Below are 23429 nucleotides of genomic sequence, written 5' to 3' on the forward strand. Positions count from 1 at the left end.
TGATTAAAAGATGCTGCTCACCAGTTGCCATATTATCCATGCATACCCAGTGATAAGGGCTGCAAAAAAGTATAAGGCAAAAAACGTCAGTAGCCAACCCGTTATCATAACAATGCCATCGCGTTCTGTAATGGCAAGCGCTAGAACAGCCATAGCAATGCCAAGAGGTAGGTTCCCTAGAGGAATGGGTAGCGCAATGAGTAACGCAAGCAACAGGATCAGCGCTCCAGCAAAACGCTCAAAATTCCGTGTGGTAATTTTGTCCAGACGAGGTTTTATCAGTTTTTCTAATCGCACCAGCCACGGCAATGGTTTTTGAATCAACGGCCTGAGTTTACTCATTGGAATTTGGCGATTGGCTAACCAGCTGGGAAGCCATATGCGCTCTTTGCCTAAACAAAGTTGGCTGGCAAAAAATATAAGCGGCATGCCGGTGAGCGTTGAAATGCCAGGAATAGGCAACGGAATCGTATTGGGAAGTGCAAACAATAAAAGCATCAACCCGAATCCGCGATCTCCAAGCTGCGCTGAGAGGTCACGGACACTGATGCTATCACCGTCAAACCAGGTAAGTTCATGAAGAATGCTGCTGGTGGAACGGTAACGACTGTCACGCACCTTCATTTTTGGCAAGGCGACTTGGCGCGTTGCAGTTGTTTCTTTATCCATATCCAGCCCTCTTTTATAAATTCGATGAAGTTTTTGCGCGGGCGTGGTGGATGGATTTCTTTAAAATCGGCATCAAGCACTGCCCGCGCTTCTGCGTTCAACAGATCGCCACCAGCAAAGCCTCGCTCATTCGGACTGGTACGCATAGCGCCTCCTTCTCGATACGAGGGAACGAAGTGGTTTTCCGATGCGTGCAAGGCGCTTACGCTTTGAGGTATAATCCAGTCGCGCCAATTCTTGGTCGTCTGGTAATTCGTTCCATCCATCATCTTGGCTATCGAGCCAGCGGTACAGTGTACGATCACTCAGTGTAAAGACATCCAAGTCTCCATTATCCGATGATTTAGACATAGCTTTTCTCCCGTCAGTTTTTCCATTTGATCTGGAATTCAATTTCTTCTTCGCGCCCTTGACGCTCATGCTCAATAGTGAAGATGGCATCCTTGGGAACGTACATGCGCTCACCGGCAATCTGGAGATCGAACCTTTCGCCCTTTTCCAGACAATCTGCTAGCCTGCGAAGCTTCTCCACGAATTGCTCCGTGGTATAGGCTTTTTCGATATCGCGGTTTTTCATTTTTACAGTGTTCATGTTTTTCTCTTTTGTTGGTTAATATGTTACTGCCTTCTATCGCCCAGCAGATGCATCAGGCTCGTGAAGATATTGATGAAATCGAGGTAGAGCGTTAGCGCACCCATGATGACCGTTTTCGCCATTGCTTCGCCCTCTAGCTGTAATTCGTAATACAGATGCTTAAGTTTCTGCGTGTCATAGGCTGTTAGGCCGGTGAAAACCAACACGCAGATAACAGAGAGTCCGAACTGCAAGGCAGAGCTTTGCAGGAAGAGATTGACCAGCGAGGCAATCATTATGCCGATCACTCCCATGACCAGGAACGAGCCAAACTTGGTCAGATCACGCTGTGTAGTGTAGCCGTAAATACTCATCGCGCCGAATGTGCTAGCGGTGATAAAGAATACGCGGGCGATACTGGTACCGGTGTAGGTAAGAAATATCGTTGTGAGCGATAATCCCATGACTACGGCAAAGCCCCAGAATCCAGCTCGTGCCGCACCTAGGCTCATTTTATTGAGCGCAAACCCCATCCACATGGCCATGCCTAGAGGGGCAAGCATAATGATCCACGCCAAGGGCTTCATGCCGGCAATGGCCGAGCCTTCCATGACATACATGGCGTTAAGAAATGCTGGCGACTGCACCGCAAGTAATGCTACGATGCCGGTAATCGCCAGGGCGCTGCCCATGTAGTTGTAAATTTTTAGCATGTAAGCACGTAGGCCCGCATCAAAGGTGGCGGCTTTAGCGGTGCTATTTGGGCGTGTAATCTGTGTATAAAAGTCGTTCATGGCAGTTTTCTCCTTTAAATGATGGGCAGTGTTGTTGCCCATATTAATAATAGTACGCCATAAGCTAGCCAAATCGCTGTACTGACTCGGTCTTGCCTTCGTTTAAATGGCGTAGTGATGGTGTAAAAATTCCGTATATGCGCCGCTACGAAACAACAGCGGCTTAAGCTTCCACTTGGTACGGACTTCCTACAGCTAGGCTTGCTATAATTATCTTATGTTCAATAAACACAGGAAGAAACGATCGATGAGCGTTGCCGCCCTTTGAAAATTCAACATTTATAAAGGAGAGACCAATGATTCTGTCATTGGGAGCAACGTCAACCGCCACCTTCTATCCCACAGGAAAAAAGCGAGCACCCAATCGCTCGCTTTGGTGATGATAGAGGCTGTTATCCTCAAGGCACTAATGAAAAACTTAATAATAAGGAATTGATAAATGGAATTTTTGTTTGATGTTGTGATGGGAAAACCCGTCTGGATGTGGGCTACTTTCATGGGCATTGTGGGTGTACTGCTCGCTTTTGATTTAGGGGTTTTGCACCGCAAAACACGTGAAATTTCCATTAAGGAGAGCCTGTGGCTGAGTGCATTTTATATTTCGATCGCGCTAGCCTTCGGCGCGTGGGTGTGGTACTCGCTAGGGGAGCAAAGTGGGAAAGAATACCTCACCGGGTTTATTGTCGAAAAAACACTGGCAATGGACAATGTGTTTATCATTTCGTTGATTTTCACCTATTTTGCTATCCCACGAAAATATCAGTATCACGTCCTCTTCTGGGGTATTCTCGGAGTAATCGTGCTACGCGCTATCATGATTGGGCTTGGAGCAACCTTGGTTTCTGAGTTTAGCTGGATACTCTATATCTTCGCCGCGTTCCTGATGCTCACCGGCATCAAGATGCTCTATATTGGCGATAAGCTGCCAAGCATAGAAAATAATCCGCTGCTGAAGTTTCTGCGTAAAAACATGCGCGTAACGAGCGAATTGCATGGCCAGAAGTTCACCGTACGGCTGGAGGACAAAAATACGGGCAAAAAAGCGACCTACATGACACCATTAATGGTGGCGCTGATCCTCATCGAGTTTGTTGACCTTATCTTTGCAGTGGATAGCGTACCCGCCATTTTTACCATCACGCTTGATCCGTATATTGTTTACACCAGCAACATCTTTGCCATTCTTGGGTTGCGGGCGCTCTATTTCGCGCTGGCAGCGATTATTCATCGCTTCAAATACCTAAAACCTGCACTGGCATGGGTGTTGATTTTCATCGGCTCAAAAACCTTCATTGCCGATGCACTGGATATGGAGAAATTCCCTGCCAGCATCTCGCTGGGGGTAACCTTCGCCATCATTCTCGCAGGCGTGCTGGTGTCGCTCTACAAGACACGCGGCGAGAAACAATCTTCACACTAACCACCAAAAGGAGAAACGTATGTTAGATACTAAAAACTTACTCGCCAACATTGATTCCAACGGACTCGTTGGCAAAATACTTGGCGGTATGGCCACCAAAAACTTTGCTGCTGGATTGCTAACGGGAGGGGTTGCCACCTCGCTACTAGGCGGTGGCAAAGACACAGTGGAAACCGTCGCAAAAGTCGGGGGCTTGGCGCTGCTTGGCACGCTGGCTTACAAAGCCTTCGGCAATTACCAACAACAGAAGGCTGCGGGTGGAAACGCGAGTGTTGTGAATGCGGTGAAACATTCTGCAACATGCATGGCGACACAGGCAAGCAGCCTGATTTCCGGCTTACTTGCAGGAAATCAGGCTCCCAGCGTTTCTTTGCAGGCTCCCGCGTCGGCGAACACAGAGCTTCCGCTGGCGATTATACGCGCCATGATTGCCGCCGCCAAAGCCGATGGACATATGGATGCGGCGGAAAGCCAGAAAATCATAGGCCAGCTAGAAGCTGCTGGCGTGGGTGCTCATGAAAAAGCCTTGCTGATTCAGGAAATGGCGAATATGCAGGATGTGAACAGCATTGCCGCCGCCGCCAAAACACAAGTAGAAGCGGCGCAGATTTATCTTGCTGCCTTGATGGTGTGCGACAGCCAGTGTATGCCTGAACAGGAATACCTCGCCTCGCTCGCCAGAGCTTTGAAGCTGGAGCCTGCGTTTACCAACAGCCTGCAAGAAGAACTGCATGCAATGTCTACCCAGAAAGCAGCTTGAACCTATGGCTATAGGAAAACTAAAAGCAATCGTCGAAGCGCCGTGGTTTAGCAAAACCATCATGGTGCTGATCATACTCAACGCCGTGATTCTGGGAATAGAAACCTACCCAGCAATCATGGCGGAGTATGGTGACATGCTGAAAGCCATTGACCATCTCATATTATGGATCTTTGTGGCCGAGCTTGGCCTTCGACTGATGGTTTATCGTCTGCGCTTCTTCCGTGATCCCTGGAGTATTTTTGATACGGTAGTGGTGTTGATTGCCTTTATGCCAGCGAATGAAGCGTTTGCAGTGCTTCGGGCAGCGCGGGTGCTTCGTGTTCTGCGGCTGATTTCGATTTTCCCGCGCTTAAGGCGCGTCATTGAGGGGCTGATTGGTGCCATCCCAGGTATCGGCTCCATTGGTGCTATTTTGATAATCGTGTATTATGTTTTCGCGGTCATGGCAACCAAACTCTATGGCATCCAATACCCTGAATGGTTTGGTAGTCTGCACGGTTCGTTCTTCACGCTGTTTCAGATCATGACACTGGAAGGCTGGGCTGACATTGTGCGCGAGATCATGAAAACCCATCCAAAGGCATGGATATTCTTCGTCATCTACATACTGGCGGCCACCTTTACCGTACTCAATCTGTTTATTGCGGTGATCGTTGACGCCATGCAAAGGAAGCATCAGGCCGAGGAGCAGGAAGATCAAGACACCATCAAGCGCATCGAAACAGAGCTGATGAAGCTTCATCAGAAAATAGACGCGATGAAAAAATGAGGCAATCGGCTGCAATCATAAGAGGATAGCACAAATAAAGCCTCCTTACGCAAACCATACGCCCACTGTGCATTTCCACAATGCTACCAGTTATTATCAGAAGTGGTGATACGAAATGACGCTATGATCGATTGACGCTGTTTTCGATAATATGGCGATTATTCAAAATAAGCTTACCATGTCCCTAAAATACCTTTTTTTGTGATTTTAAGGACATGGCGCACTTATTTTACACTCTAGTCGCTTGACTTTAATTCGCAAGTAAGCAAAATGTCATTATTATCACGATAAACGTGATTTTGAGGACACGATGAATCTATCTTTTTATGTGAAAGAAATACGAAAAACTGGGCAACGGTATTTTGCCTTAGAACAGCTTATGGCACCCAGTATATCAAAGGATATCCAATGAACGAAACGTCTAATTGCCCGGAATGTAATTCCCCGTATGCCTATGAAGACAGAATGCTACTGATCTGCCCTGAATGTGGTCATGAGTGGCCCAAAGATGCTGTTCCTGGCAACGATGAAGATTCCGACCACAAGGTATATGATTCCAATGGTGTGGAACTGCAGGATGGAGATACGGTTATGATCACCAAAGACCTTAAGGTAAAAGGCTCCTCATCAGTTGTGAAAATCGGCACAAAAGTCAAGAGTATCCGTCTAGTAGAGGGCGATCATAATATTGATTGCAAAATTCCTGGCATCGGCGCAATGGGACTAAAGTCAGAATTTGTCAAGAAAGTAACGTCGTAAGCAGCATAATCAAGCCACTTGAACGTTGTAAGACAACAGAAAAAAGAGAATTGATCAATTTAGTATTTTCGAACCTTGCTTTAAGGAGCAATGGCCACAGCTTGCGCGTTGCCTTGCAAGCAAAATGATCCCTACTGCGGTGAATACATCCATTATTCACCGCAATATATGCGGCGAATAACATTGCTTTTGCGGTGAATATGCGCTATAATCTCATTATGATGTGCGGAGATTATATGTATATATACCAACAAAAACATTGGCCTGATTTCACCTGGAATGAAGGAAAATTATCCATTCTATTAGCAGACGTCCGCCACTCTCAGGGGCGGCTGCTTGGTCGCATGGAGGGGCTTGGCTTTTCCTTACGAAGTGAAGCCGCTTTGCAAACACTTACCCAGGATGTGATCAAGACCTCTGAAATTGAAGGAGAAAAATTAGATAGTGAACAAGTACGGTCCTCGATCGCAATTAAGCTTGGGATGGATATTGCCGGAACATTTCCAAAAGACCGCCATATTGAAGGCATTGTTGACGTTATGCTGGATGCCACACGAAACTATACTAAGCCATTAACCGATGAACGAATGTTTAATTGGCATGCATTATTATTTCCTACTGGCAGAAACGGCATCTACCACATCAATGTAGGAGGCTGGCGAACAAAAGAAAGCGGCCCTATGCAGATCGCCTCAGGTGCCTACGGTCATGAAAACATACATTATGAAGCACCAGAATTTTACACATTGAAGAAAGAAATGGCTCGGTTCATTCAATGGTTCGAAACAAAGTCGGAGATAGACCCTGTGCTTAAGGCAGCGATTGCCCATTTCTGGTTTGTGACAATCCACCCATTTGACGATGGAAACGGACGCATTGCCCGTGCCATTGCTGATATGCAACTAGCGCGATCCGAACGAAGCCAGCAGCGTTTCTATAGTATGTCTTCACAAATTCAGCATGAACGAAAATCATACTATGACGTTTTGGAACAATGTCAGAAGGGCACTATGGATCTCACCAATTGGATGGAATGGTTCTTGCATTGTCTTAAACGGGCTATTCGTGCATCAGAAAAAGCACTTGAAGCGATATTGATCAAAGCTAATTTTTGGGAAAGCCATGCAGGAGTACCCTTCAACGACCGTCAACGAATCATCATCAACCGTTTACTGGATGGTTTTGATGGCAAACTGAATTCATCCAAATGGGCTAAAATCAACAAATGTTCTCAGGATACTGCGCTTCGTGATATCACAAACTTGCTTGAACGCAATATCTTGGCAAAAGATGGCGCAGGTGGCAGAAGTACAGGGTATATCTTAAAACATCCTGATTAGATTGGGCTTAACATACTCTTTTTGGTATCAACCTATTGCAAATTAACGGCTTTCTGCTTCACTTGCTATCAGGTGACACTGTTATTTAAAGACTCCCAAACTCCACTACCTATTACATTGAAAAATATTATCCATATAAATCTACTGATAATGGCAGTCGCAGTTATTAAATTTTGTATGAAAAATGCTATTGACACCATCAATTACCTTTCTATAATTGCCTAATATTTATATAATTGAGCATTTTATAAAACAACAAATAGACGTACATCATAAAGATTTGATCCAATATTTCAATCATTTTGTATTCAATCGATTGCCTTTCAATCATTACATAGCAGATATCCATAAGCTTCCGCATAATAGCGTCATTGTGAACTTATCACCCACCATAAATAACTTGCAGCAATTGACTCTTCCCGGGGGGAATTTTAGTGGAACAAGATTTTCTGATATAAAGATGAAAAGCTTTTCAATTGTTAATGCAAATCTTACTGATGCTGATTTGAGTGGAGCATGTTTCGGTGATTGCATAATTGTTAATTCAAACTTAAATGGCGCTAAACTCAAAAAATTTGAATTTACTTCCCTCTATCTTGGGCGCCCCCCATTAGAATCCTCATTAAAAGATTTATATATTGACCAAGAGACGTTTAATAAAATTATAGCACCTCAGCAAATTGAAAATGGAAATGCCTTATCCCCTGCACAACTAGAGCAATTAAATCTATCTCTCCGTCGTTCTTTGGATTTGGATAAGCAGGCCATAGCTGAGTCCATAGATGCACAAGCAGCAAAGAAATCAAATGTACATGAAGCCATTAATACTGGATACATAGAAATAAAAATTGATGCAAACACTGACAAACAAACTGACAAACAAACGGATTGGGCTAAAAGAGTAGTGCAGCAATCATCTCAAAATCAATCGGCTTCTGCGGGATGTAGCTTGATATAGCGGGGGATAATAACCGCATATCTCAATGTATGCCGTTTTTTTCTTATGCTAAAACCCCTTTTATTCATAAAAGGGGTTTTTTAACGCGCTTTGAAGAATTCCACATTCTTTGGTGCTGGTTTGAAGTTGCAGTTCAATGGAATGTAAGCGCCAGCGGTATTTCATTGGCTTGGAAATAGATGCAAAGTTAAAAACAATATTGTTTTCTTATAAATATTCCTGATATTACATCTTGACTCTTACTGTAAATCAAATTACACGTAATCCAAAAAATATAAAAGGTAGTTCATACGTTATGCCCAGAAATAAAGATTCAATATCTAGTCAAGATACCAAGTCACGTCCTGCAGCGCAGACCGTAAATAATGAGCATCCTTTACCTAAGTTTCAAGAAAGAAGTCGTAGTGAAACATTAGAGAGGGTCGATCAAAATTTAAACCTCAATAGAGAGGTCAGCCAAGCTGAATTTAAAAAAATATCTAATATTTTAGAAACAAAATATAACAATGACTGGACAACCTATTTTTTAGAGATGTGCCGACAAGCAAATCGTAAAATAGCATTATTATTGCTAGAAATAAAAGACAGAAATAGTCTAAGCATCCTTTTAAATGATACTGTAATGTATGACGTTATTTGTTGCAGTTTTAAACTTCTTCTTCCAGAGGTGCTTAATGCTGCATTAGGCTATAATTCTAAAGATACTATTGAAAAATTAAAGAAAGACAAAGAAGTCATTTTATCACTGAGTGATAACGTTTTAAATAAACATCACAATAAAATTGAATTAGAAAAACTCATTTATAAAAGTGAATTTTATACTGCATTCATCGAAATGTTAAATGCATATGCAGAAATAAATCACAATAAACCAGAACATATAACAAATAAGTCAGAAATAGTTTCTATCATATTTAGGAAATTTTCAGAATCGGACATAGTGGATGGGATGAAAGAAAATTTCCTTAGCACTTGTTGCTTCAATTTATATGATGTTTCTTGCATTAATTTGCTGCTGGAAATTATTTCTAAAGACAAGCTGACTATAGAAGCGTGGCGGAGTTTCTTCATTTCAACATTGAAAGGTTGGTCTATTGGTAATAAAAAAGAAAAATTTAATGGGGAGCAAAAAAACAAGAATGCACAAGCTATTTTTAAATTACTAGCCGCTGAGTATAAAAAGGCAGGCATGGGACCATTGAGCGATCTAGTGAATAATCCAAATGGAAAATCAGAAACTTTATTAAATTTAGCCTGTTTTAATGGTCATTTGGATATCGTGACAGAATTGCTTAAGATTGATGACATTAATCTCTATACCGAAAATCACGGTGGCAATGCATTATGGAATACATTGTCTGGTTTCGCTGTTTACGTTGGCGAGCCCAATAACCAGATACGGGAAACTGAACAGCAAATAAGAAGAAAAACGACTACAGATATTTTTTGTTCTTTAATCGCTAAGTATAGAGAAAAAGCCAATACAACCGGCATAAAATTACCTCAACTCGTGGATGGTAAAACAGTTAATAATAGAACTTTATTAATTTTAGCCTGTTTTAACGGGATGAGTGACATCGTGACAGAAATACTTAATATTGAAGGTGTTAATATAACACGTAAAGTACGAAAAAGAGATGCATTCACAAGTACCATAAAGGGTTTATATGATTATATCGACAAAAATGACATCCATTCTTTAGGTACCGAATACAGAATATTAACCTTAATCGATATTCTTTCCGCGCTCTTAAATAAATTACCCCCTGATATTCGTAGTGAATATCAAAATATAATAGCTAATGAATTATACACCTTCAATGAACATAGAGATGGAACACTTAATGCATATTTAGAAATATTTAAAAACAACAAAATTATTCCTAATGATTTTCAAATTAAAGGCCCCATCCCCACTAACATCTCATCGGTTAGAAAGGAGAATAGTGCTTCAAATAAACGCAAAAGAAGTGATACCACGCAATCGCCAATAGCCTATCGAATTTCCAGAAGTAATGCATGCGATAATCTTAATAACAATTATCCACGAGGTAATCCACCACAGCACCAAGACGATTATCCCTACTCCAGAAATTATTTGAATGAATTCAATCATGCAGCGTGCAATTATCTATTAAGCTATCCGGTGACTGTATCGATCCCAGCCGGTAATCCCCGAACCATTACTCCTCCTCACGTAGGATATACTCCATATCAACTTCATGCCCCTAACGCTTCTTTGAATGAGGTCAATCATATAGCGCACAATGCGCTACCGAGTAATCTGTCACGGATGCAAGGCTATTATTATCGCCCAATCCATCCTCCTCTTTCCGAAAGATATCCTGACCCTGCTTACTATTGTTTGAATAAAGTCAATCCTGCAGAGGGGGATTATCTACCAAGTAAGCAGGTATGGAACCAAGACTATAATCACAAAACCATTCAGCCTTATACCCCTAACGATTATTTAAATCATAGTCAAACAACCCATACTCAGCAGTTGCAATTGACTAATCCAAATAGTCAGGACAATCAACTAACCACCCAAGACAACCATATTATAATGGAAAATTTGAGGAGAAACCCAGGACATCCTTCAAACTCCACTACCAGTTTTATTGTTAAATATAATCAAGATAAATCTAATGACAATGGCAGTCGTGGTTATTGAATATTGTATAAAAATATCACTTTTTCAGAGAAGATATAAGGAAGCAAATGGCAGCAATTTCTTAAGCAAAAAGCATATGAAAAAAAACTGGTATAAGAGGAATTAGATATATCACCAATGCCCCCAATCCCGCCGTTGCGAAGGAGGATGGCTCCCCGGTCTGGACGAATTTCGAACTTTTAGAGGGGAGATTGAGGAGACGATGAAAAGGTCACCTTATAATTTTTAATTCATTAAAATCATTATCTAAAATTTGGGTTAAATGGATCTAAAACCATAATTTCCGGTTCATATTCAGCAATCACTTCAATTACGACAGATTCCGTTAATACATAAAAATGTCTATTCGAACCAGATCCCGTCCCGCATGGGCATAAATTCTGTGAATATTCAGACTCAAAACATTCAGATAAGAAACCGGTTATTTTATTTTCTTTACCCTCATATCTCCAACACGGTTCGGGTATGGATCGAAAATTTCCTACCCCGTTAAAAACTATAGTATATTTTTTACTCTTCGGAGAAACTGTTAATGGCCGTCCAATATATCCATCTGGTTCACCTTCGATAAGCTGAGCAATAGAAAGCTTTAAGTATTCTGGCTTATACGTTAATTTTAATAATTGGAAATACATATTTTTTCATAAAATCTATTGATCATCATCAAATTCTTTCAAAACATCAGTGAGAGGAACCGCTTCAATATTATCAGCTAAGGCATATTTTTTTGTTCCAGGGTATAAAACTTTCAGTTGGGTCAATTTGAGATCATTCATCGCAATGACCATCGATTTGGTAAGTTTGGGTGCATCTGTATATTTACACTCAAAACCCAAACGCTTGTTTCCCTTAATCATGAATAGATCAAGCTCAGCCCCACCCTGAGTTGCCCAAAAGTAGCTCTCAAATCCTTTGGCCTGATAAAGCCTGATCATCTCTTCGATCGCAAATCCCTCCCAACTTGCTCCCATCTTTGGATCAACCAACAAATCATCCATTGTTTCAATAGCTTTAAGACTATGTAATATCCCACTATCCCTAAAATATATTTTATGACTCTTAATCTGTCTCTTGCTCAGATTCTCATGCCACGGCTGAAGTTGCCGTATCATAAAGGTAGATACGAGTATTCCTACGTAATACTGGACTGTCTTAATATCAATTCCAAACGACCGGCCCAACTCAGCATAATGAATTATATTGCCATGATAATGTGTTAGCATCATCCATAAGCGACGCAACATGACAGGAGCAATGCGTATGCCCAAATTAGGAATATCCTGCTCCAAATAGGTTTTAATATAGGCTCTGCGCCACTGAGCACTCTGCTCATCGCTTCCAGCAAGGAATGAGCGCGGGAACCCTCCACGCAACCATAAATCATTCAAAGGATCGCTATCCTCATCTAATAATTCATTGAGCGAGAATGGCGTCAATTCAATATACTCAATTCTTCCAGCCAAACTTTCCGATGACTGCCTTATAAGCTCACGCGATGCAGAGCCCAGAATCAAGAACCTTCGATTATGGCCAGGTTCATCAACCAACACACGCAAAGCAGAAAATAAATTAGGTACACGTTGAACTTCATCAATAATAATGAGTCCTTCCAACCGACCAAGCGTCAAAAAAGGATTTTCCAAACGCGCCAAATCATCCGTTCGCTCAAGGTCAAAATAGTGGGTTTGGGGCACTGGTATATCACGAATAGCAAAATACTGCCTGGCCGTAGTCGTTTTTCCACACTGCCGCGGTCCCAACATAGCCACAACTGGATGCACGCTAAATGCACTATCTATCCTAGAAAAATAAAGCTCTCTTTCCATATACCTTGCAAAAATGGATTATTATTCCAATAATACAAGTCAAGGTGGTTAGTGTCAATAAAAATAAGGCCTCTCGTACTGCCCGCTTCGGAGGCAAGTCACCTTAAAGTTACTAAAAAACAACAAGATCGCACCTTACATAAGCGAAGAAGGATGGCTCCCCAGTCTGGACGAATTTCGAACATTTAGTGAGGAGATTGAGGAGATGGTGAATAGATTTCTTAATTCTGATGATAGCAGTTGATAACATTTTCCATTGTTGTTGTATATTATTACAATATAATTCTATAGTCAAAAGGATATAGGCATGGCACATGATTTAGCACTCTTCGAAAAATTTGGAGTAGAAGGCTTTTTGACACAGAAAAGAATAAGTGGTTTTTCTCTATTGTTGATATTATTGGCCTCTTAACAAACCAGCGCGATTATCAAACATCAAGAAAGTATTGGAATAAATTAAAACAAAGACTCAACGAGGAAGGAAGTGAAGAGGTGACAAATTATCACCTGTTAAAAATCAAAGCTGCTGATGGAAAAATGAGAATAACAGACGTAGCTGACCCAGAAACCCTCTTTCGCCTTATTCAGTCAATTCCCAGTAAGAAAGCAGAACCTTTTAAATTATGGCTGGCCAGGGTAGGAAATGAACGCATTGAGGAAATATCAGACCCAGAGCAATCCCTTAATCGAGCAAGAGACAATTGGAAAAAACATGGCCGGAGCCAAAACTGGATTTGCGCGCAAAAGAGTGCGATCTTTTCTAAGAATGATCCGTGTAAAATTATGGCACTATCTTTCCTTCGATTCGCTTGGTTTGCCCTTACTAATCGCTTTAGCCCAATTTTTATACCAAGTCTTATATTTAAATAAACTAATTAATACCGCAAATCTGCGCGATCTGCTCTGGAGTGAAGTCGTGAATGGCCGCGCAAACAGCAACTTCAAGCTCATCTATTGAATCATAGATTTTGTTTCTGATGGTTATACGCTTGAGTTGTTGCCAGAACCTTTCCACAGGATTTAATTCTGGAGAATAAGGAGGCAAATGGATGATGCTTATATTTGCGGGCAGATTAAGTTGCCTTGACCTGTGCCACCCGGCTCCATCCATAACAAGACTAATTTTATCGTCCGCAAATTGCCGAGACATTTCTTGAAGATAGAGATTGAGCATATCTGTATTGACGTTAGGTAAAATCAAAGTGAATTTTCACCTGAGTTAGGCTCTACAAAGCTATAGACATAGAAATTATGAAAGCCAAGCTTCATCTTCACACAAGATCTTTGTCCTGTTTTGAACCATCCATGGCCTATTTTTGAATGAGTTCCAAAGCGTGATTCATCTATAAAAAACATGCGCCTTCCTGGGCATTCACTTAGATGGTTTGATAGATTTTTTTTTGAATTCCACTTCATCCCCTTGGTTTTTCTTGTGATGTTCTGGACGTGGAGGCCACATTCAAGTTTGAAGTGCAAACCTCTGACATTTTTTTAGGAATGCCTCATTAGGAGTTATCCAATTGAGTTTTTTGCGTGGTGTTAGGTTATAGTTATCAATGGTTTCATTGAAATCCTCCTTGTTGTATGTGTGAATGTTCGTTTTTCTGGGTAAGTCTCTTCGCAGTCTTCCATTGGTATTCTCGACGCCGCCCTTTTGCCATGATGCATATGGGTCGCAGAAGAAGGTTTTGATGTCTAGTGCTTTACCCCATAACTGGTGACGGGTAAATTCACCACCATTATCCAAAGTCAACGACTTGCGTGCTTTTTGAGGTATTTTGGTTAGCAGGTTAAGGATTGCGTTTGCAACGTCATCGGCCTTTTACTGGGCAATTGCTTGCTGAGGGTAAACATGGTCTGTCTTTCCCTGAGAACCAGAATATGTTGAGAGCCCTTACAGAAGCTCATCAAATCCCCTTCCCAGTGACCAAATGTTGTCCGCTTATCAATGTGCTTGGGCCGTTGATGGATAGAGACTCTGTTTGGTATACGTGAAGCACCGGCGCCTTTAGATTTCCTTAGTCCCCGCTTTGCTTTATGCCGTGGAAGGAACTTCCAGATTTTCTCTTTTCGTCTGGAACCCTGATAAATCCAGTGGTAGATCGTTTCGTGACAAATGGATTTTAGCTCGGTTTGACCATGCTTAAGATGACCGGCGATTTGCTCAGGTGTCCAGAAATGGTTCTGCATGTGTTCCATAACAAATTCCTGGAGCTTGATATCCTTGTCGAGTCGCGCTTGACGGCAACGGCGGCCAGCTGCCAGGCGATGTGCCGTATCCGGCCATATTGACCTGGCGGTGCTTCATTGCGCTTTAGCTCCCGATAAACGGTACACACTGGACGGCCGATCGCTGAAGCAATCTGGCCTGCTAGCAGGCCAGATTGCTTCAGCTGAGATATCTTTACTCTTTCATCATAACTTAAATGGTTATATCTTTTCATACGCAACATCTTTTTGATTATCTGTTTTGACAACAAACATCATAAGGTGTTGCACTTCATTTTAGAACAGGCCGAGTTATATAAGAAAAACGCATTTTCTTTATCAATCGATGAACGGTTGATCGCCCCAATTTCACCTGCATAGTTTTAGAGATTTTCTGTTGAATGGCCTCAATCGTTAGTTGTGGATCGGACTCTAGCCATTTGCGAATCTCCTCTTGCTGAGAGGGGCTTAACAAAGGCTTGCGACCCCTTCCTGGCTTAACAGATAGCGTTTCAAAACTACCATCCCGAAGCGCTTTAATCCATGAAATGACGCTAGCCTTGGTGACGCCCATTATATTGCACACAGCACTTATACCATGCTCTTGCGCTGCCAAGACTATTCTTAATTTAATCGCTATAGCCCCACTCTTTCCTACCTCTTCTAAGCCAATACGTGCGCGACTTACAACAATATCTGTCAATAACTTCGTTTTTCTGCCCATAACAACCAGCCTTTCATTGTGTTAACAGGCCATAGAATATCACAAATAATGACAGATATAATTAGTTTATTTAAATATGATACATAGTGTTAATAGCAAGCGGTCAATCATTACCGGCGATAGCGCCCGTTGCTTACCCAGATCGCCATCCTTTGTGTTAGCCTTCAGATTATACCGGTGCGTTCGCGGATCGCCCTTGCTGCCTCTATGAGTGCTTTATTTTAGTTTCATCCGGCAGATCAGCAAGCTCCATTGCTACCGCTTTAGCAGATTTACCAATGCCGTTCATTTGGTCTTCTAAGGCAAAATTAGCGCGTGTCACCGATATCCTCACATAGCAATATGCCTGTTGGCTATTCTACTGCTAAATGGCTTGAGATTCAATCCTGTTGAGGACCCAACCCAGGGATAGCCATTATTTGCTTGGCAAATTTTCTATCTTGTTCTGTAAAGCATTAACAAAATTCCCTTTGTCTTTTTTGTATTGAGAACTTGATAGAGGCAGACGAGCCTTAATTCTTTCACTGAAATTTTGGGGTTTTGCAAAATCTTTCCCTATAACTGCTTTATCCAATTCCATATCACGTCCTCGTAGAATTTCGTTAGCTTTCTTCGAGAAATCCCTTAAGATTTTTCGATTATTAGAATCAAGGTCATTGTAGCCATACCTCCTGTTTGTTCTAGGCATAAAATAATTGTTAATAGCTTTATATACCATTTGCATTTGTTCTTTCTTGGCTCCGTCATCATAGGTTCCAGATGCAATGAACAATGCATTTAACAGATATTCTCTGGCCTTAGCGCGCATCTTATAATCAGGTTTCCTCATCATGGTATCTGCTTCTTCTAACATACCTTTTAATGTATCTTTTACCATGTCGTTAATTGTAATTTTATCGTTCTTTCCATGAGTTCTATCCATAAGATCACGATAAGATTCATCAGCTTTAATACTAAGTGTCATGTTATATTGTGGATATCTCTCTTCAAATCTTCTACTAGCTGATTCTACAGCACTGGCTGTGAGGCAAGCTAACTCTTTTTCCGAAAATTCTCCTTTAAATATTTTTCCACTAATAACAGGACATTGTACGTAGTTGATTTTTTTCTTTTTTGCAGCTTTTAGCATGCCTAGATAGGTTTCGGTCAAAGCTATTTTCGCCTGCTGGAAACGTGTTTTTCCCTCATAAAGATAGCCATTTAAATCTAATCTTGTATTAGATCCATTGTATTTATCTAAACCTTTCTTAAAGTTTCTAAAATCGGGGCCAACAACATGAATAATATAATTAATTCCTTTATCATTCAAATCAAATGATTCTGTTACAAGACTTTTGGTAACCCCTAATGTACTCCCCTGTAACAATGTACGTAATCCACCTCCTGCTGCTTCCTGTATTTGCTTTGCTAGACCACCTCCTCCCCATAAACGTGAATTAGCAGGGTTAACAATAGCACACTCTTCTACACCTCCATCTCTTACAAATACATTTCTTCCTTCCTTTCCTCCACCCCTATTTATATATACTGTTACTGTCATAAGCAAACGCCCTTCCTAAAATTCATTACTTAACGAAGTATATCATGTCATTATTAAATTAATATTAAATAAATACATTTATTCATTATAAGAATAGAGTATATCGGCAAATCTGAACCAAAAAACGACTCTATCCGAAAATACTGATATACTTTCTCCGCTGCCGTCCGGTCGATACCTTTAGCCTGTAATAAATCTTCAATGGTTGAATCGGCGATGGATTGGATCGAACCAAAATGATTAAGTAATGCCCGTTTTTTCTTAGGGCCAATACCTTAAATAGTGTCGAGCACCGAACATGAAGGATGGCTCCCCGGTCTGGACGAATTTCAAACCTTTAGGGGGGAGATTCAGGAGACGTTAGCTAGATATATATTTAGCTAAATTTGTTTAAATCCAAATAAGGCAGACAGATATAGGCCGTTTAGGTGAGTATGCTTAATTTTTAGATGTATGATTTATAAAGAAACTTTCTATTAATCATAAAAAGGCTATAATATGATTTATAGAAATAAGGTCTATACATCATGCAATGGAATTGGCAAAAGCCTAACTGGCCAGAATTTATCTATAAATCGGATGTTTTGGAACATTCAGAACAGGCTCTACAGCATGGTTCAGGTATACTTTTTGGAGCCTATAAACACCTCACCAGTGATGATCAAAATCTGCTTAAAGTGGAACTTATCAGCAGTGAGGCCTTAAAAACATCAGAAATTGAGGGCGAATATTTTAACCGTGATAGTTTGCAGTCCTCTATCAGACGTCATTTTGGCCTGCAAACGGATGGTAGGAAGGAATCTCCAGCAGAGCGAGGAATCGTTGATCTCATGGTTGATCTTTATCATAGTTTTGATGATACCCTTGACCATCAAACACTATACCGTTGGCATCGAATGCTTACAACCGGACGTACTGATTTGGAAGATATGGGTTGTTACCGAACCTGCAAAGAACCGATGCAGGTGGTATCCGGTCCTGTCTATGAGCCCAATATCCATTTCGAAGCTCCACCATCAAAGCAAGTAAAAAAGGAGATGGATGGTTTTATCCAATGGTTTAACCGGACTGCACCAGGCGGAAAGGAATCCCTTCCTGCCCTCACCCGAGCTGGGATTACGCATCTTTATTTTGAGTCAATTCATCCTTTTGAAGATGGAAATGGCCGTCTAGGGCGGGCACTTTCTGAAAAGGTACTGGCACAGTCATTAGGAAAACCAACCCTGATTGCACTAGCAACTGTTATTAACAAAAATAAAAAAGCGTATTACGATGCGCTGGAATACGCTAACAAAGGAAATGAAATCACGGCCTGGTTGGTCTATTTTGCTAACACCGTTTTAGAAGCACTTTCCTACACACAACATTACATTGAATTCCTGATCGAAAAGGTAAAATTATTTGAACGGTTAAAAAATGACCTAAACCCGCGGCAAACAAAATGCTTACTACGCATGTTCAGAGAAGGATTAGATGGATTTGCCGGAGGATTAAGCGCCGAAAATTATATCAGCATTACCAAAGCCACACGTCCAACCGCAACCCGTGACCTTGCAGATTTAGTTGCCAAGAAAGCACTCCTGAAAACTGGAGAGTTAAGATATACGCGTTATTACCTTTGTAAAGGCGGTTCAAAATAGGGAAATATGGTGATGACCATTGTCACCACCTAGAAATATTGGTTAGTAATGTTGATGCGCACCCAATTGTTTTACCAGTTAGAAGTAGAGCCCTGAGTTTCTTTGGACTTGCCACAATGAAGGTTTCAATATATTAAAATACTTTCCAGACCATAATAGAGATAACAATAAATATTGAAAATTAAATTGTATTGCCTTATATTAACATCGTTGGAAAGAAATATTATCCAGAAAGCATTAATTATAGAACAAAATAATGAAAAACCGTCCATTTACACATCATGTTGAAATATTGCAACTTACTCAGCATAGCCCTAAAATCAGTCGGTTAGATCTAAGACAGCTGCTAGATAACAATCCAGGAAGCATTAATTGGAGAACAAAATACGGCCATAGCATGCTGATGCATTATCACGATAACCAAGCACGCTCGCTATTATTGGAGAGAGGAGCGGATATTAATGCCATTGATTGGCATAATGAACGTGGCGAAGTCATTCACAATGATAAATATCCACATTTCTTTAATACAGCATTACACTGGGACATTGCGAATGAAGAACCTGAGCGTGCTCTATTCCTTATACTTGAGGGACAAAAATATGGTATTGATTTAGATAAAAAGGACGGTCAGGGGAAAACTCCATTGCGACTAGCCGTGTTGTTCGGTTATGAGGAGGTCGTGAAAAAATTAATTGAGGGAGGTGCTGATGTTAATGCCAGAGACCAATGGCAAGTGTCCCCCCTCATGGCTGCATGTATTCGTGGAAATCTTACTATTGTGCACTCACTTTTAGAAGCTGGCGCCGAATTAAATGCATGCGATATCAATGGAAAGAATGCGCTGGTTTATGCTTCAGGAAATCCCGATATAACCGGCACAATACTATGGACCGTCGGTTTAGATCCAAATCGTCCGTTTGATGCAACAGGCAATAATATAACCTTGTCATGGGTAGATAAGGTAAGAAACTGTTTTTTTCCAGCTAAACCCACGCTACTTGAAGATTGTCTTAATAAGCAGCAACATATCCGTATGTTACTTCAGGAAAAAGGGTTAAACGTATCGCATAGTATCCCGAATGAAACTATTCCTTCACAGCGCGAGACCCGAGTTGAAAAATTACTAAATAGGAATAACAACAGTCATCAAGAATTCTATAGGAACTCTTTTTGAGAATTCAGAGTTACCCTATCTATACTATACAGAATCATTCAAACGTTTTCATGTAGAGATGGATACTATTGTATGGGAAAATGGATTGGATCTAGCTCCTGAGTTTTTGTGGGAAAAGGTAACACATTCAAATCTTGATAAAAGGAAAGAGAAAATTCAAGTACTGAAGGATATACACTCTATTGTTGACTTAGGAGATTCTCAGCAAAAGGCTTTCGATAGCAGAGTTCGTCTCATTACTGAATCAGTTGCTAATGCACTTGAACCATTAGACAACACAATAAAAGAAGCCAAGAAGTCATAACTTCCTCATAAGCCGATAAAGTGGCTCTTATTAAGGGCTCAAAAACATTAAAAAATGAATTGATAAACTTTGAATTTATCGTGCCTAAACTCTACAGCAGCAAAAGAAAAAGAAAACCGAAGCTGAAAGCGAAGGATGGCTCCCCTGGCCGGACGAATTTCGAACTTTTAGGGGGGAGATTGAGGAGACGATGGACAGATTTATTTTTCCTCCTTCACTTGACATCCTTATCATTAACCGGAAATTAGGCACTTAATACAGCAAAAATTATTTTTCTCCATACACTTCCAAAAGACAAAACTAATCCGCTACCCTTTATCTATAATAGGCAAAGGAATACCATATGGACAACATATCTCTTCATCATAGTCATTTTCATATGTCCATTATCTGTAGCTTGGGTATCATCAATCAATCCGCAATTTCACATTGTCTGGATTACGGCTTCATAAATGAAGCAAAGAAACTCTATCAGCTTAAACATCGACTTATTAGGTTGTTGCAATATAAAACCCTAGCATTTGACTTTGTTACCCAACTCGCAACAGGGATGATACTTTTAGTTGGAGAAGGTAATTTAAGCTTCTCACTTAGTTTGTTAGATATGGAGTGTATGAATCCTCTCTATTTAACCGCCACCACCTATGAGCAGGAAAAAGATCTATCTTTAGAAACAATAAAAAATGCACAAAAGCTCAAACGTGCAGGAGTACTGGTACAGCATAATGTCGATGCAACCAACCTTACTGATAAGTTTAATAAGATAAAATTTGATGCCATTGTATTTCAATTCCCAAATGTCGCCAGTAGAGAGGCGATTGAAGGACATAACCCCAACTTTATACTCGTACGTGACTTCCTCAAAAGTGCAGCAAATCATTTAACCTCTAATGGCAAAGTATTCATGTCAGCCGTAGATAATCCTTACTACCATGGCGCTTTTCAATTTGATAAGGCAGCTAAATTTGCCGGATTTCCACTCCCAGATTGCTATCCTTTTGATCCAACTGCATTTTCCGGGTATAATCATATGATGACGCACCAGGACGAAAATGGAATTGAGAATCATGACATATTCGCCACCTGGGTATTTTCAAAAAAATAAAGACTTATGATGCACTTGCAACCAACTTTATTTGATCACCCACTTCCTATCACCAGCGAACTTATACCCGGCCTCCTCTACCTTCCCGAGTTCATCACCCCTTTGCAAGAACAAGACCTGCTCGCGCGCATTGACCAACATCCATGGGATACCAGCCTTAAGCGCCGTGTTCAACATTACGGTTACCGCTATGACTATACAACCAGAAATGTTTCACCTGATTCCTGGCTAGGACCTTTACCGGATTGGCTATTTTCTTTCAGCCAGCATCTCCACCAACAGTCACTTTTTCAATCCCCACCAGATCAAATTATCATTAACGAATATCTACCTGGCCAAGGAATTTCTGCACATATCGACTGCATTCCCTGCTTCAGCGCTACGATTGCGTCCTTAAGCCTTGGTTCAGCCTGTGTCATGGAATTTTTTAATCCATCCATCAAAAAAAGAATACCAGTATTGCTGGAACCTCGTAGTTTACTAATAGTGTCTGGAGATGCACGTTACCAATGGCTGCACTCTATTCCCGCACGAAAAACAGATCTATATGAAGGAATTAGTTTTACTCGGAATAGGAGAATTTCTTTAACATTCAGGAATATGATTATCCATCACAAAGGATAATTATCGACAAAAAGTTGGCATGTCGTATTTATCCTTTTTTATGCATAGGATGCTTATCACAGAAGAGTGGCTCCTCGGTCTGGACGAATTTCGAACTTTTAGGGGGGAGATTGAGGAGACGATGAACAATTGTGTGCTTACGCTAGAGTCACTAAAATCTCCTATACACTTCTCCTTAGATCAATCACCTACAGCCACAATTGACTTACTGGGTTAAAAGCGCTAATCTAAAGTATAACTTTATATTAGCCCCCATATGCCATCCAGAATCAAACGCACTTTAGCAAAACCCATCACTGAGGTAAGCGACAGCTTCAAAGTGTTATTACTGACAGGCCCTCGCCAAGTAGGAAAAACCACGCTGCTGCAGAATATTGATAAAAAGCTTCGTTCTTATGTTACATTGGACGACCTCACTCAACGCACCGCTGCTCAGGAAGACCCAGCTGGATTTATTGAGCGGTTACAGCTACCGGTATTGATTGATGAAGTGCAATATGCACCCAATCTCTTTCCTTACATTAAAATGGCTGTGGATAAAGCACGTAAGATGGGTCAATTCTGGCTTACTGGTTCACAGCAATTTGACATGATGAAAAACATCACGGAATCTCTGGCAGGCCGAGTAGGTATTTTGCATCTACAGGGGATTACACTCGCAGAAGAGCAAAACAGATCCAATGATGCACCTTTCTTGCCGGAACTAAAACTACTTAAGGCACGACAAAAATCAGCAAAGATACTAACTGTACGCCAAGTGTTCCAAAAGATCTGGCGTGGTTCCTATCCCGATATGGTGACACGAAAAGGCAAAAACTGGGAACGTTTTTACGATTCCTATGTCTCAACTTATATTCAACGGGATGTGCAGGATTACCTCGGTATCAAAAGCAAAACGACATTCCTGAAGTTTATGCAGATTGCAGCTGCTCGCACGGGACAATTAGTGAATTACGCGGATATTTCCAAAGATGTTGGCGTTAGTCAGGTTACGATCAAATCATGGCTCAACGTGCTGCAAGCATCTGGTATTATTATGCTACTACAGCCCTTTTTTAAAAATCAAACAAAACGCCTAGTTAAAACACCCAAGCTCTATTTTATGGATACGGGACTATGTGCATTTCTCACTGGCTGGCTGAATCCTGACGTGCTGGAGCGTGGCGCAATGTCTGGCGCAATGCTTGAGACCTATGTCGTCTCAGAGATTATTAAATCCTATCTGCATCAGGGTCGCGTCCCCCGTGTTTATTTTTACCGTGACAATAAAAAGAATGAAGTGGATCTTCTTATCGAAGAAAATGGCACACTTTATCCTATTGAAATTAAGAAAACTTCATCACCAAAACGTGCTGATTGCAAAGCATTTGATTACCTGCAAGGCCTTAAAATGCCCATTGGACATGGAGGAGTGATTTGTTTTACAAGTGCTTTAACACCACTTGCGGATAACATTGATGCCATACCACTGGGCTATTTATAAATAAACTGGTGACAGATAATCATCAGTTCAAAATGAGGGAACCCCATTCTCCAGGTGCTCACACATCGTGATCACATG

The 23429-nt window shown here is 41.1% G+C and carries 28 protein-coding genes; 14 read left to right on the plus strand and 14 right to left on the minus strand.

Annotation, left to right across the window (positions count from 1 at the left end; translation table 11 throughout):
- Positions 1–3: 3 nt before the first annotated feature.
- From IPP74_03875 to IPP74_03895, 5 genes are read right to left on the minus strand one after another with little or no spacing between them, the layout of a single operon-like run.
- Positions 4–669 (minus strand): exopolysaccharide biosynthesis protein, encoded by a 666-nt coding sequence (locus IPP74_03875; GenBank protein MBL0318426.1) that lies wholly within the window; start codon positions 667–669, stop codon positions 4–6.
- Entirely contained in the window at positions 621–815 is a 195-nt protein-coding gene (locus tag IPP74_03880) for a hypothetical protein (GenBank protein MBL0318427.1), read from the minus strand. Before IPP74_03880 ends, IPP74_03875 begins: the two co-directional genes overlap by 49 nt.
- On the minus strand, positions 796–1020 hold the full coding sequence (locus IPP74_03885) for a hypothetical protein (GenBank protein ID MBL0318428.1): 225 nt from the start codon (positions 1018–1020) through the stop codon (positions 796–798). Before IPP74_03885 ends, IPP74_03880 begins: the two co-directional genes overlap by 20 nt.
- 13 nt (positions 1021–1033) lie before the next feature.
- Positions 1034–1246, minus strand: coding sequence for an amphi-Trp domain-containing protein (locus tag IPP74_03890; protein ID MBL0318429.1), 213 nt, complete (start codon positions 1244–1246; stop codon positions 1034–1036).
- A gap of 41 nt (positions 1247–1287) precedes the next feature.
- Positions 1288–2037, minus strand: coding sequence for a Bax inhibitor-1/YccA family protein (locus IPP74_03895; GenBank protein ID MBL0318430.1), 750 nt, complete (start codon positions 2035–2037; stop codon positions 1288–1290).
- A gap of 439 nt (positions 2038–2476) precedes the next feature.
- Between IPP74_03895 and IPP74_03900 the strand changes: the two genes are divergently transcribed.
- From IPP74_03900 to IPP74_03930, 7 genes are all read left to right on the plus strand, one after another.
- Entirely contained in the window at positions 2477–3457 is a 981-nt protein-coding gene (locus IPP74_03900; GenBank protein ID MBL0318431.1) for a TerC family protein, read from the plus strand.
- 19 nt (positions 3458–3476) lie between these two features.
- On the plus strand, positions 3477–4217 hold the full coding sequence (locus IPP74_03905; GenBank protein ID MBL0318432.1) for a tellurite resistance TerB family protein: 741 nt from the start codon (positions 3477–3479) through the stop codon (positions 4215–4217).
- A gap of 4 nt (positions 4218–4221) precedes the next feature.
- On the plus strand, positions 4222–4989 hold the full coding sequence (locus tag IPP74_03910) for an ion transporter (GenBank protein ID MBL0318433.1): 768 nt from the start codon (positions 4222–4224) through the stop codon (positions 4987–4989).
- A 408-nt stretch (positions 4990–5397) separates the two neighbouring features.
- Positions 5398–5748 carry an alkylphosphonate utilization protein gene (locus tag IPP74_03915; protein ID MBL0318434.1) on the plus strand — a complete coding sequence of 117 codons (351 nt, stop codon included), beginning with the start codon at positions 5398–5400 and terminating at the stop codon, positions 5746–5748.
- Positions 5749–5984: 236 nt separating this feature from the next.
- A complete protein-coding gene (locus IPP74_03920) occupies positions 5985–7088 on the plus strand; it encodes a Fic family protein (GenBank protein MBL0318435.1) in 1104 nt (367 codons plus the stop codon).
- A 373-nt stretch (positions 7089–7461) separates the two neighbouring features.
- Positions 7462–8046 carry a pentapeptide repeat-containing protein gene (locus IPP74_03925; GenBank protein MBL0318436.1) on the plus strand — a complete coding sequence of 195 codons (585 nt, stop codon included), beginning with the start codon at positions 7462–7464 and terminating at the stop codon, positions 8044–8046.
- Positions 8047–8341: 295 nt separating this feature from the next.
- Positions 8342–10720, plus strand: a complete 2379-nt coding sequence (locus IPP74_03930; GenBank protein ID MBL0318437.1) for a hypothetical protein — start codon at positions 8342–8344, stop codon at positions 10718–10720.
- A gap of 242 nt (positions 10721–10962) precedes the next feature.
- Here IPP74_03930 and IPP74_03935 read toward each other — a convergent pair whose 3' ends face one another.
- On the minus strand, positions 10963–11355 hold the full coding sequence (locus tag IPP74_03935) for a hypothetical protein (protein MBL0318438.1): 393 nt from the start codon (positions 11353–11355) through the stop codon (positions 10963–10965).
- 15 nt (positions 11356–11370) lie between these two features.
- Positions 11371–12546 carry an ATP-binding protein gene (locus tag IPP74_03940; GenBank protein ID MBL0318439.1) on the minus strand — a complete coding sequence of 392 codons (1176 nt, stop codon included), beginning with the start codon at positions 12544–12546 and terminating at the stop codon, positions 11371–11373.
- 336 nt (positions 12547–12882) lie between these two features.
- Here IPP74_03940 and IPP74_03945 point away from each other — a divergent pair, with 336 nt between their 5' ends.
- On the plus strand, positions 12883–13416 hold the full coding sequence (locus IPP74_03945) for a Bro-N domain-containing protein (GenBank protein ID MBL0318440.1): 534 nt from the start codon (positions 12883–12885) through the stop codon (positions 13414–13416).
- A gap of 1 nt (position 13417) precedes the next feature.
- On the opposite strand, the gene IPP74_03950 is transcribed toward IPP74_03945, so the two are convergent.
- The 7 genes from IPP74_03950 to IPP74_03980 all read right to left on the minus strand — a co-directional run bounded on the left by IPP74_03950 (position 13418) and on the right by IPP74_03980 (position 17290).
- On the minus strand, positions 13418–13747 hold the full coding sequence (locus tag IPP74_03950; protein MBL0318441.1) for a transposase: 330 nt from the start codon (positions 13745–13747) through the stop codon (positions 13418–13420).
- A gap of 258 nt (positions 13748–14005) precedes the next feature.
- Complete coding sequence (locus IPP74_03955; protein ID MBL0318442.1) at positions 14006–14344, minus strand: IS30 family transposase; 339 nt, start codon at positions 14342–14344, stop codon at positions 14006–14008.
- Positions 14329–14745, minus strand: a complete 417-nt coding sequence (locus IPP74_03960) for an IS30 family transposase (GenBank protein MBL0318443.1) — start codon at positions 14743–14745, stop codon at positions 14329–14331. The genes IPP74_03955 and IPP74_03960 overlap by 16 nt, the downstream gene beginning before the upstream one ends.
- The gene (locus tag IPP74_03965; GenBank protein MBL0318444.1) at positions 14670–14990 is read right to left on the minus strand and encodes a helix-turn-helix domain-containing protein; all 321 of its coding nucleotides are present in this window, start codon (positions 14988–14990) and stop codon (positions 14670–14672) included. Before IPP74_03965 ends, IPP74_03960 begins: the two co-directional genes overlap by 76 nt.
- A 56-nt stretch (positions 14991–15046) precedes the next feature.
- Positions 15047–15478 (minus strand): helix-turn-helix domain-containing protein, encoded by a 432-nt coding sequence (locus tag IPP74_03970; protein MBL0318445.1) that lies wholly within the window; start codon positions 15476–15478, stop codon positions 15047–15049.
- Between the two features lie 415 nt (positions 15479–15893).
- Entirely contained in the window at positions 15894–17018 is a 1125-nt protein-coding gene (locus IPP74_03975; protein ID MBL0318446.1) for a macro domain-containing protein, read from the minus strand.
- Positions 17019–17071: 53 nt separating this feature from the next.
- Positions 17072–17290 carry a hypothetical protein gene (locus IPP74_03980; protein ID MBL0318447.1) on the minus strand — a complete coding sequence of 73 codons (219 nt, stop codon included), beginning with the start codon at positions 17288–17290 and terminating at the stop codon, positions 17072–17074.
- Between the two features lie 255 nt (positions 17291–17545).
- Between IPP74_03980 and IPP74_03985 the strand changes: the two genes are divergently transcribed.
- The 6 genes from IPP74_03985 (at position 17546) to IPP74_04010 (ending at position 23351) form a co-directional block, all read left to right on the plus strand.
- Positions 17546–18658 (plus strand): Fic family protein, encoded by a 1113-nt coding sequence (locus tag IPP74_03985; protein MBL0318448.1) that lies wholly within the window; start codon positions 17546–17548, stop codon positions 18656–18658.
- Positions 18659–18914: 256 nt separating this feature from the next.
- Entirely contained in the window at positions 18915–19835 is a 921-nt protein-coding gene (locus tag IPP74_03990; GenBank protein ID MBL0318449.1) for an ankyrin repeat domain-containing protein, read from the plus strand.
- Between the two features lie 58 nt (positions 19836–19893).
- The gene (locus tag IPP74_03995) at positions 19894–20139 is read left to right on the plus strand and encodes a hypothetical protein (GenBank protein MBL0318450.1); all 246 of its coding nucleotides are present in this window, start codon (positions 19894–19896) and stop codon (positions 20137–20139) included.
- Between the two features lie 343 nt (positions 20140–20482).
- Positions 20483–21244 carry a DUF2431 domain-containing protein gene (locus tag IPP74_04000; GenBank protein MBL0318451.1) on the plus strand — a complete coding sequence of 254 codons (762 nt, stop codon included), beginning with the start codon at positions 20483–20485 and terminating at the stop codon, positions 21242–21244.
- Between the two features lie 9 nt (positions 21245–21253).
- On the plus strand, positions 21254–21868 hold the full coding sequence (locus IPP74_04005; GenBank protein MBL0318452.1) for an alpha-ketoglutarate-dependent dioxygenase AlkB: 615 nt from the start codon (positions 21254–21256) through the stop codon (positions 21866–21868).
- Positions 21869–22124: 256 nt separating this feature from the next.
- Positions 22125–23351 carry an ATP-binding protein gene (locus tag IPP74_04010; protein ID MBL0318453.1) on the plus strand — a complete coding sequence of 409 codons (1227 nt, stop codon included), beginning with the start codon at positions 22125–22127 and terminating at the stop codon, positions 23349–23351.
- The last annotated feature ends 78 nt before the right edge of the window (positions 23352–23429 follow it).

The sequence above is a fragment of the Alphaproteobacteria bacterium genome, assembly GCA_016722515.1.
Taxonomy (GTDB): domain Bacteria; phylum Pseudomonadota; class Alphaproteobacteria; order Rickettsiales; family JADKJE01; genus JADKJE01.

Bases quoted from the DNA above. Each gene is read 5' to 3' on its own strand.
- IPP74_03885 (MBL0318428.1), bottom strand. From the start codon at position 1,020: ATGTCTAAATCATCGGATAATGGAGACTTGGATGTCTTTACACTGAGT.
- IPP74_03940 (MBL0318439.1), bottom strand. From the start codon at position 12,546: ATGGAAAGAGAGCTTTATTTTTCTAGGATAGATAGTGCATTTAGCGTG.
- IPP74_03965 (MBL0318444.1), bottom strand. From the start codon at position 14,990: ATGAAAAGATATAACCATTTAAGTTATGATGAAAGAGTAAAGATATCT.
- IPP74_04010 (MBL0318453.1), top strand. From the start codon at position 22,125: ATGCCATCCAGAATCAAACGCACTTTAGCAAAACCCATCACTGAGGTA.
- IPP74_03935 (MBL0318438.1), bottom strand. From the start codon at position 11,355: ATGTATTTCCAATTATTAAAATTAACGTATAAGCCAGAATACTTAAAG.
- IPP74_03960 (MBL0318443.1), bottom strand. From the start codon at position 14,745: ATGGAACACATGCAGAACCATTTCTGGACACCTGAGCAAATCGCCGGT.
- IPP74_04000 (MBL0318451.1), top strand. From the start codon at position 20,483: ATGGACAACATATCTCTTCATCATAGTCATTTTCATATGTCCATTATC.
- IPP74_03905 (MBL0318432.1), top strand. From the start codon at position 3,477: ATGTTAGATACTAAAAACTTACTCGCCAACATTGATTCCAACGGACTC.
- IPP74_03975 (MBL0318446.1), bottom strand. From the start codon at position 17,018: ATGACAGTAACAGTATATATAAATAGGGGTGGAGGAAAGGAAGGAAGA.
- IPP74_04005 (MBL0318452.1), top strand. From the start codon at position 21,254: ATGCACTTGCAACCAACTTTATTTGATCACCCACTTCCTATCACCAGC.
- IPP74_03990 (MBL0318449.1), top strand. From the start codon at position 18,915: ATGAAAAACCGTCCATTTACACATCATGTTGAAATATTGCAACTTACT.
- IPP74_03895 (MBL0318430.1), bottom strand. From the start codon at position 2,037: ATGAACGACTTTTATACACAGATTACACGCCCAAATAGCACCGCTAAA.
- IPP74_03995 (MBL0318450.1), top strand. From the start codon at position 19,894: ATGGATACTATTGTATGGGAAAATGGATTGGATCTAGCTCCTGAGTTT.
- IPP74_03985 (MBL0318448.1), top strand. From the start codon at position 17,546: ATGCAATGGAATTGGCAAAAGCCTAACTGGCCAGAATTTATCTATAAA.
- IPP74_03910 (MBL0318433.1), top strand. From the start codon at position 4,222: ATGGCTATAGGAAAACTAAAAGCAATCGTCGAAGCGCCGTGGTTTAGC.
- IPP74_03915 (MBL0318434.1), top strand. From the start codon at position 5,398: ATGAACGAAACGTCTAATTGCCCGGAATGTAATTCCCCGTATGCCTAT.
- IPP74_03900 (MBL0318431.1), top strand. From the start codon at position 2,477: ATGGAATTTTTGTTTGATGTTGTGATGGGAAAACCCGTCTGGATGTGG.
- IPP74_03880 (MBL0318427.1), bottom strand. From the start codon at position 815: ATGCGTACCAGTCCGAATGAGCGAGGCTTTGCTGGTGGCGATCTGTTG.
- IPP74_03890 (MBL0318429.1), bottom strand. From the start codon at position 1,246: ATGAAAAACCGCGATATCGAAAAAGCCTATACCACGGAGCAATTCGTG.
- IPP74_03970 (MBL0318445.1), bottom strand. From the start codon at position 15,478: ATGGGCAGAAAAACGAAGTTATTGACAGATATTGTTGTAAGTCGCGCA.
- IPP74_03920 (MBL0318435.1), top strand. From the start codon at position 5,985: ATGTATATATACCAACAAAAACATTGGCCTGATTTCACCTGGAATGAA.
- IPP74_03930 (MBL0318437.1), top strand. From the start codon at position 8,342: ATGCCCAGAAATAAAGATTCAATATCTAGTCAAGATACCAAGTCACGT.
- IPP74_03875 (MBL0318426.1), bottom strand. From the start codon at position 669: ATGGATAAAGAAACAACTGCAACGCGCCAAGTCGCCTTGCCAAAAATG.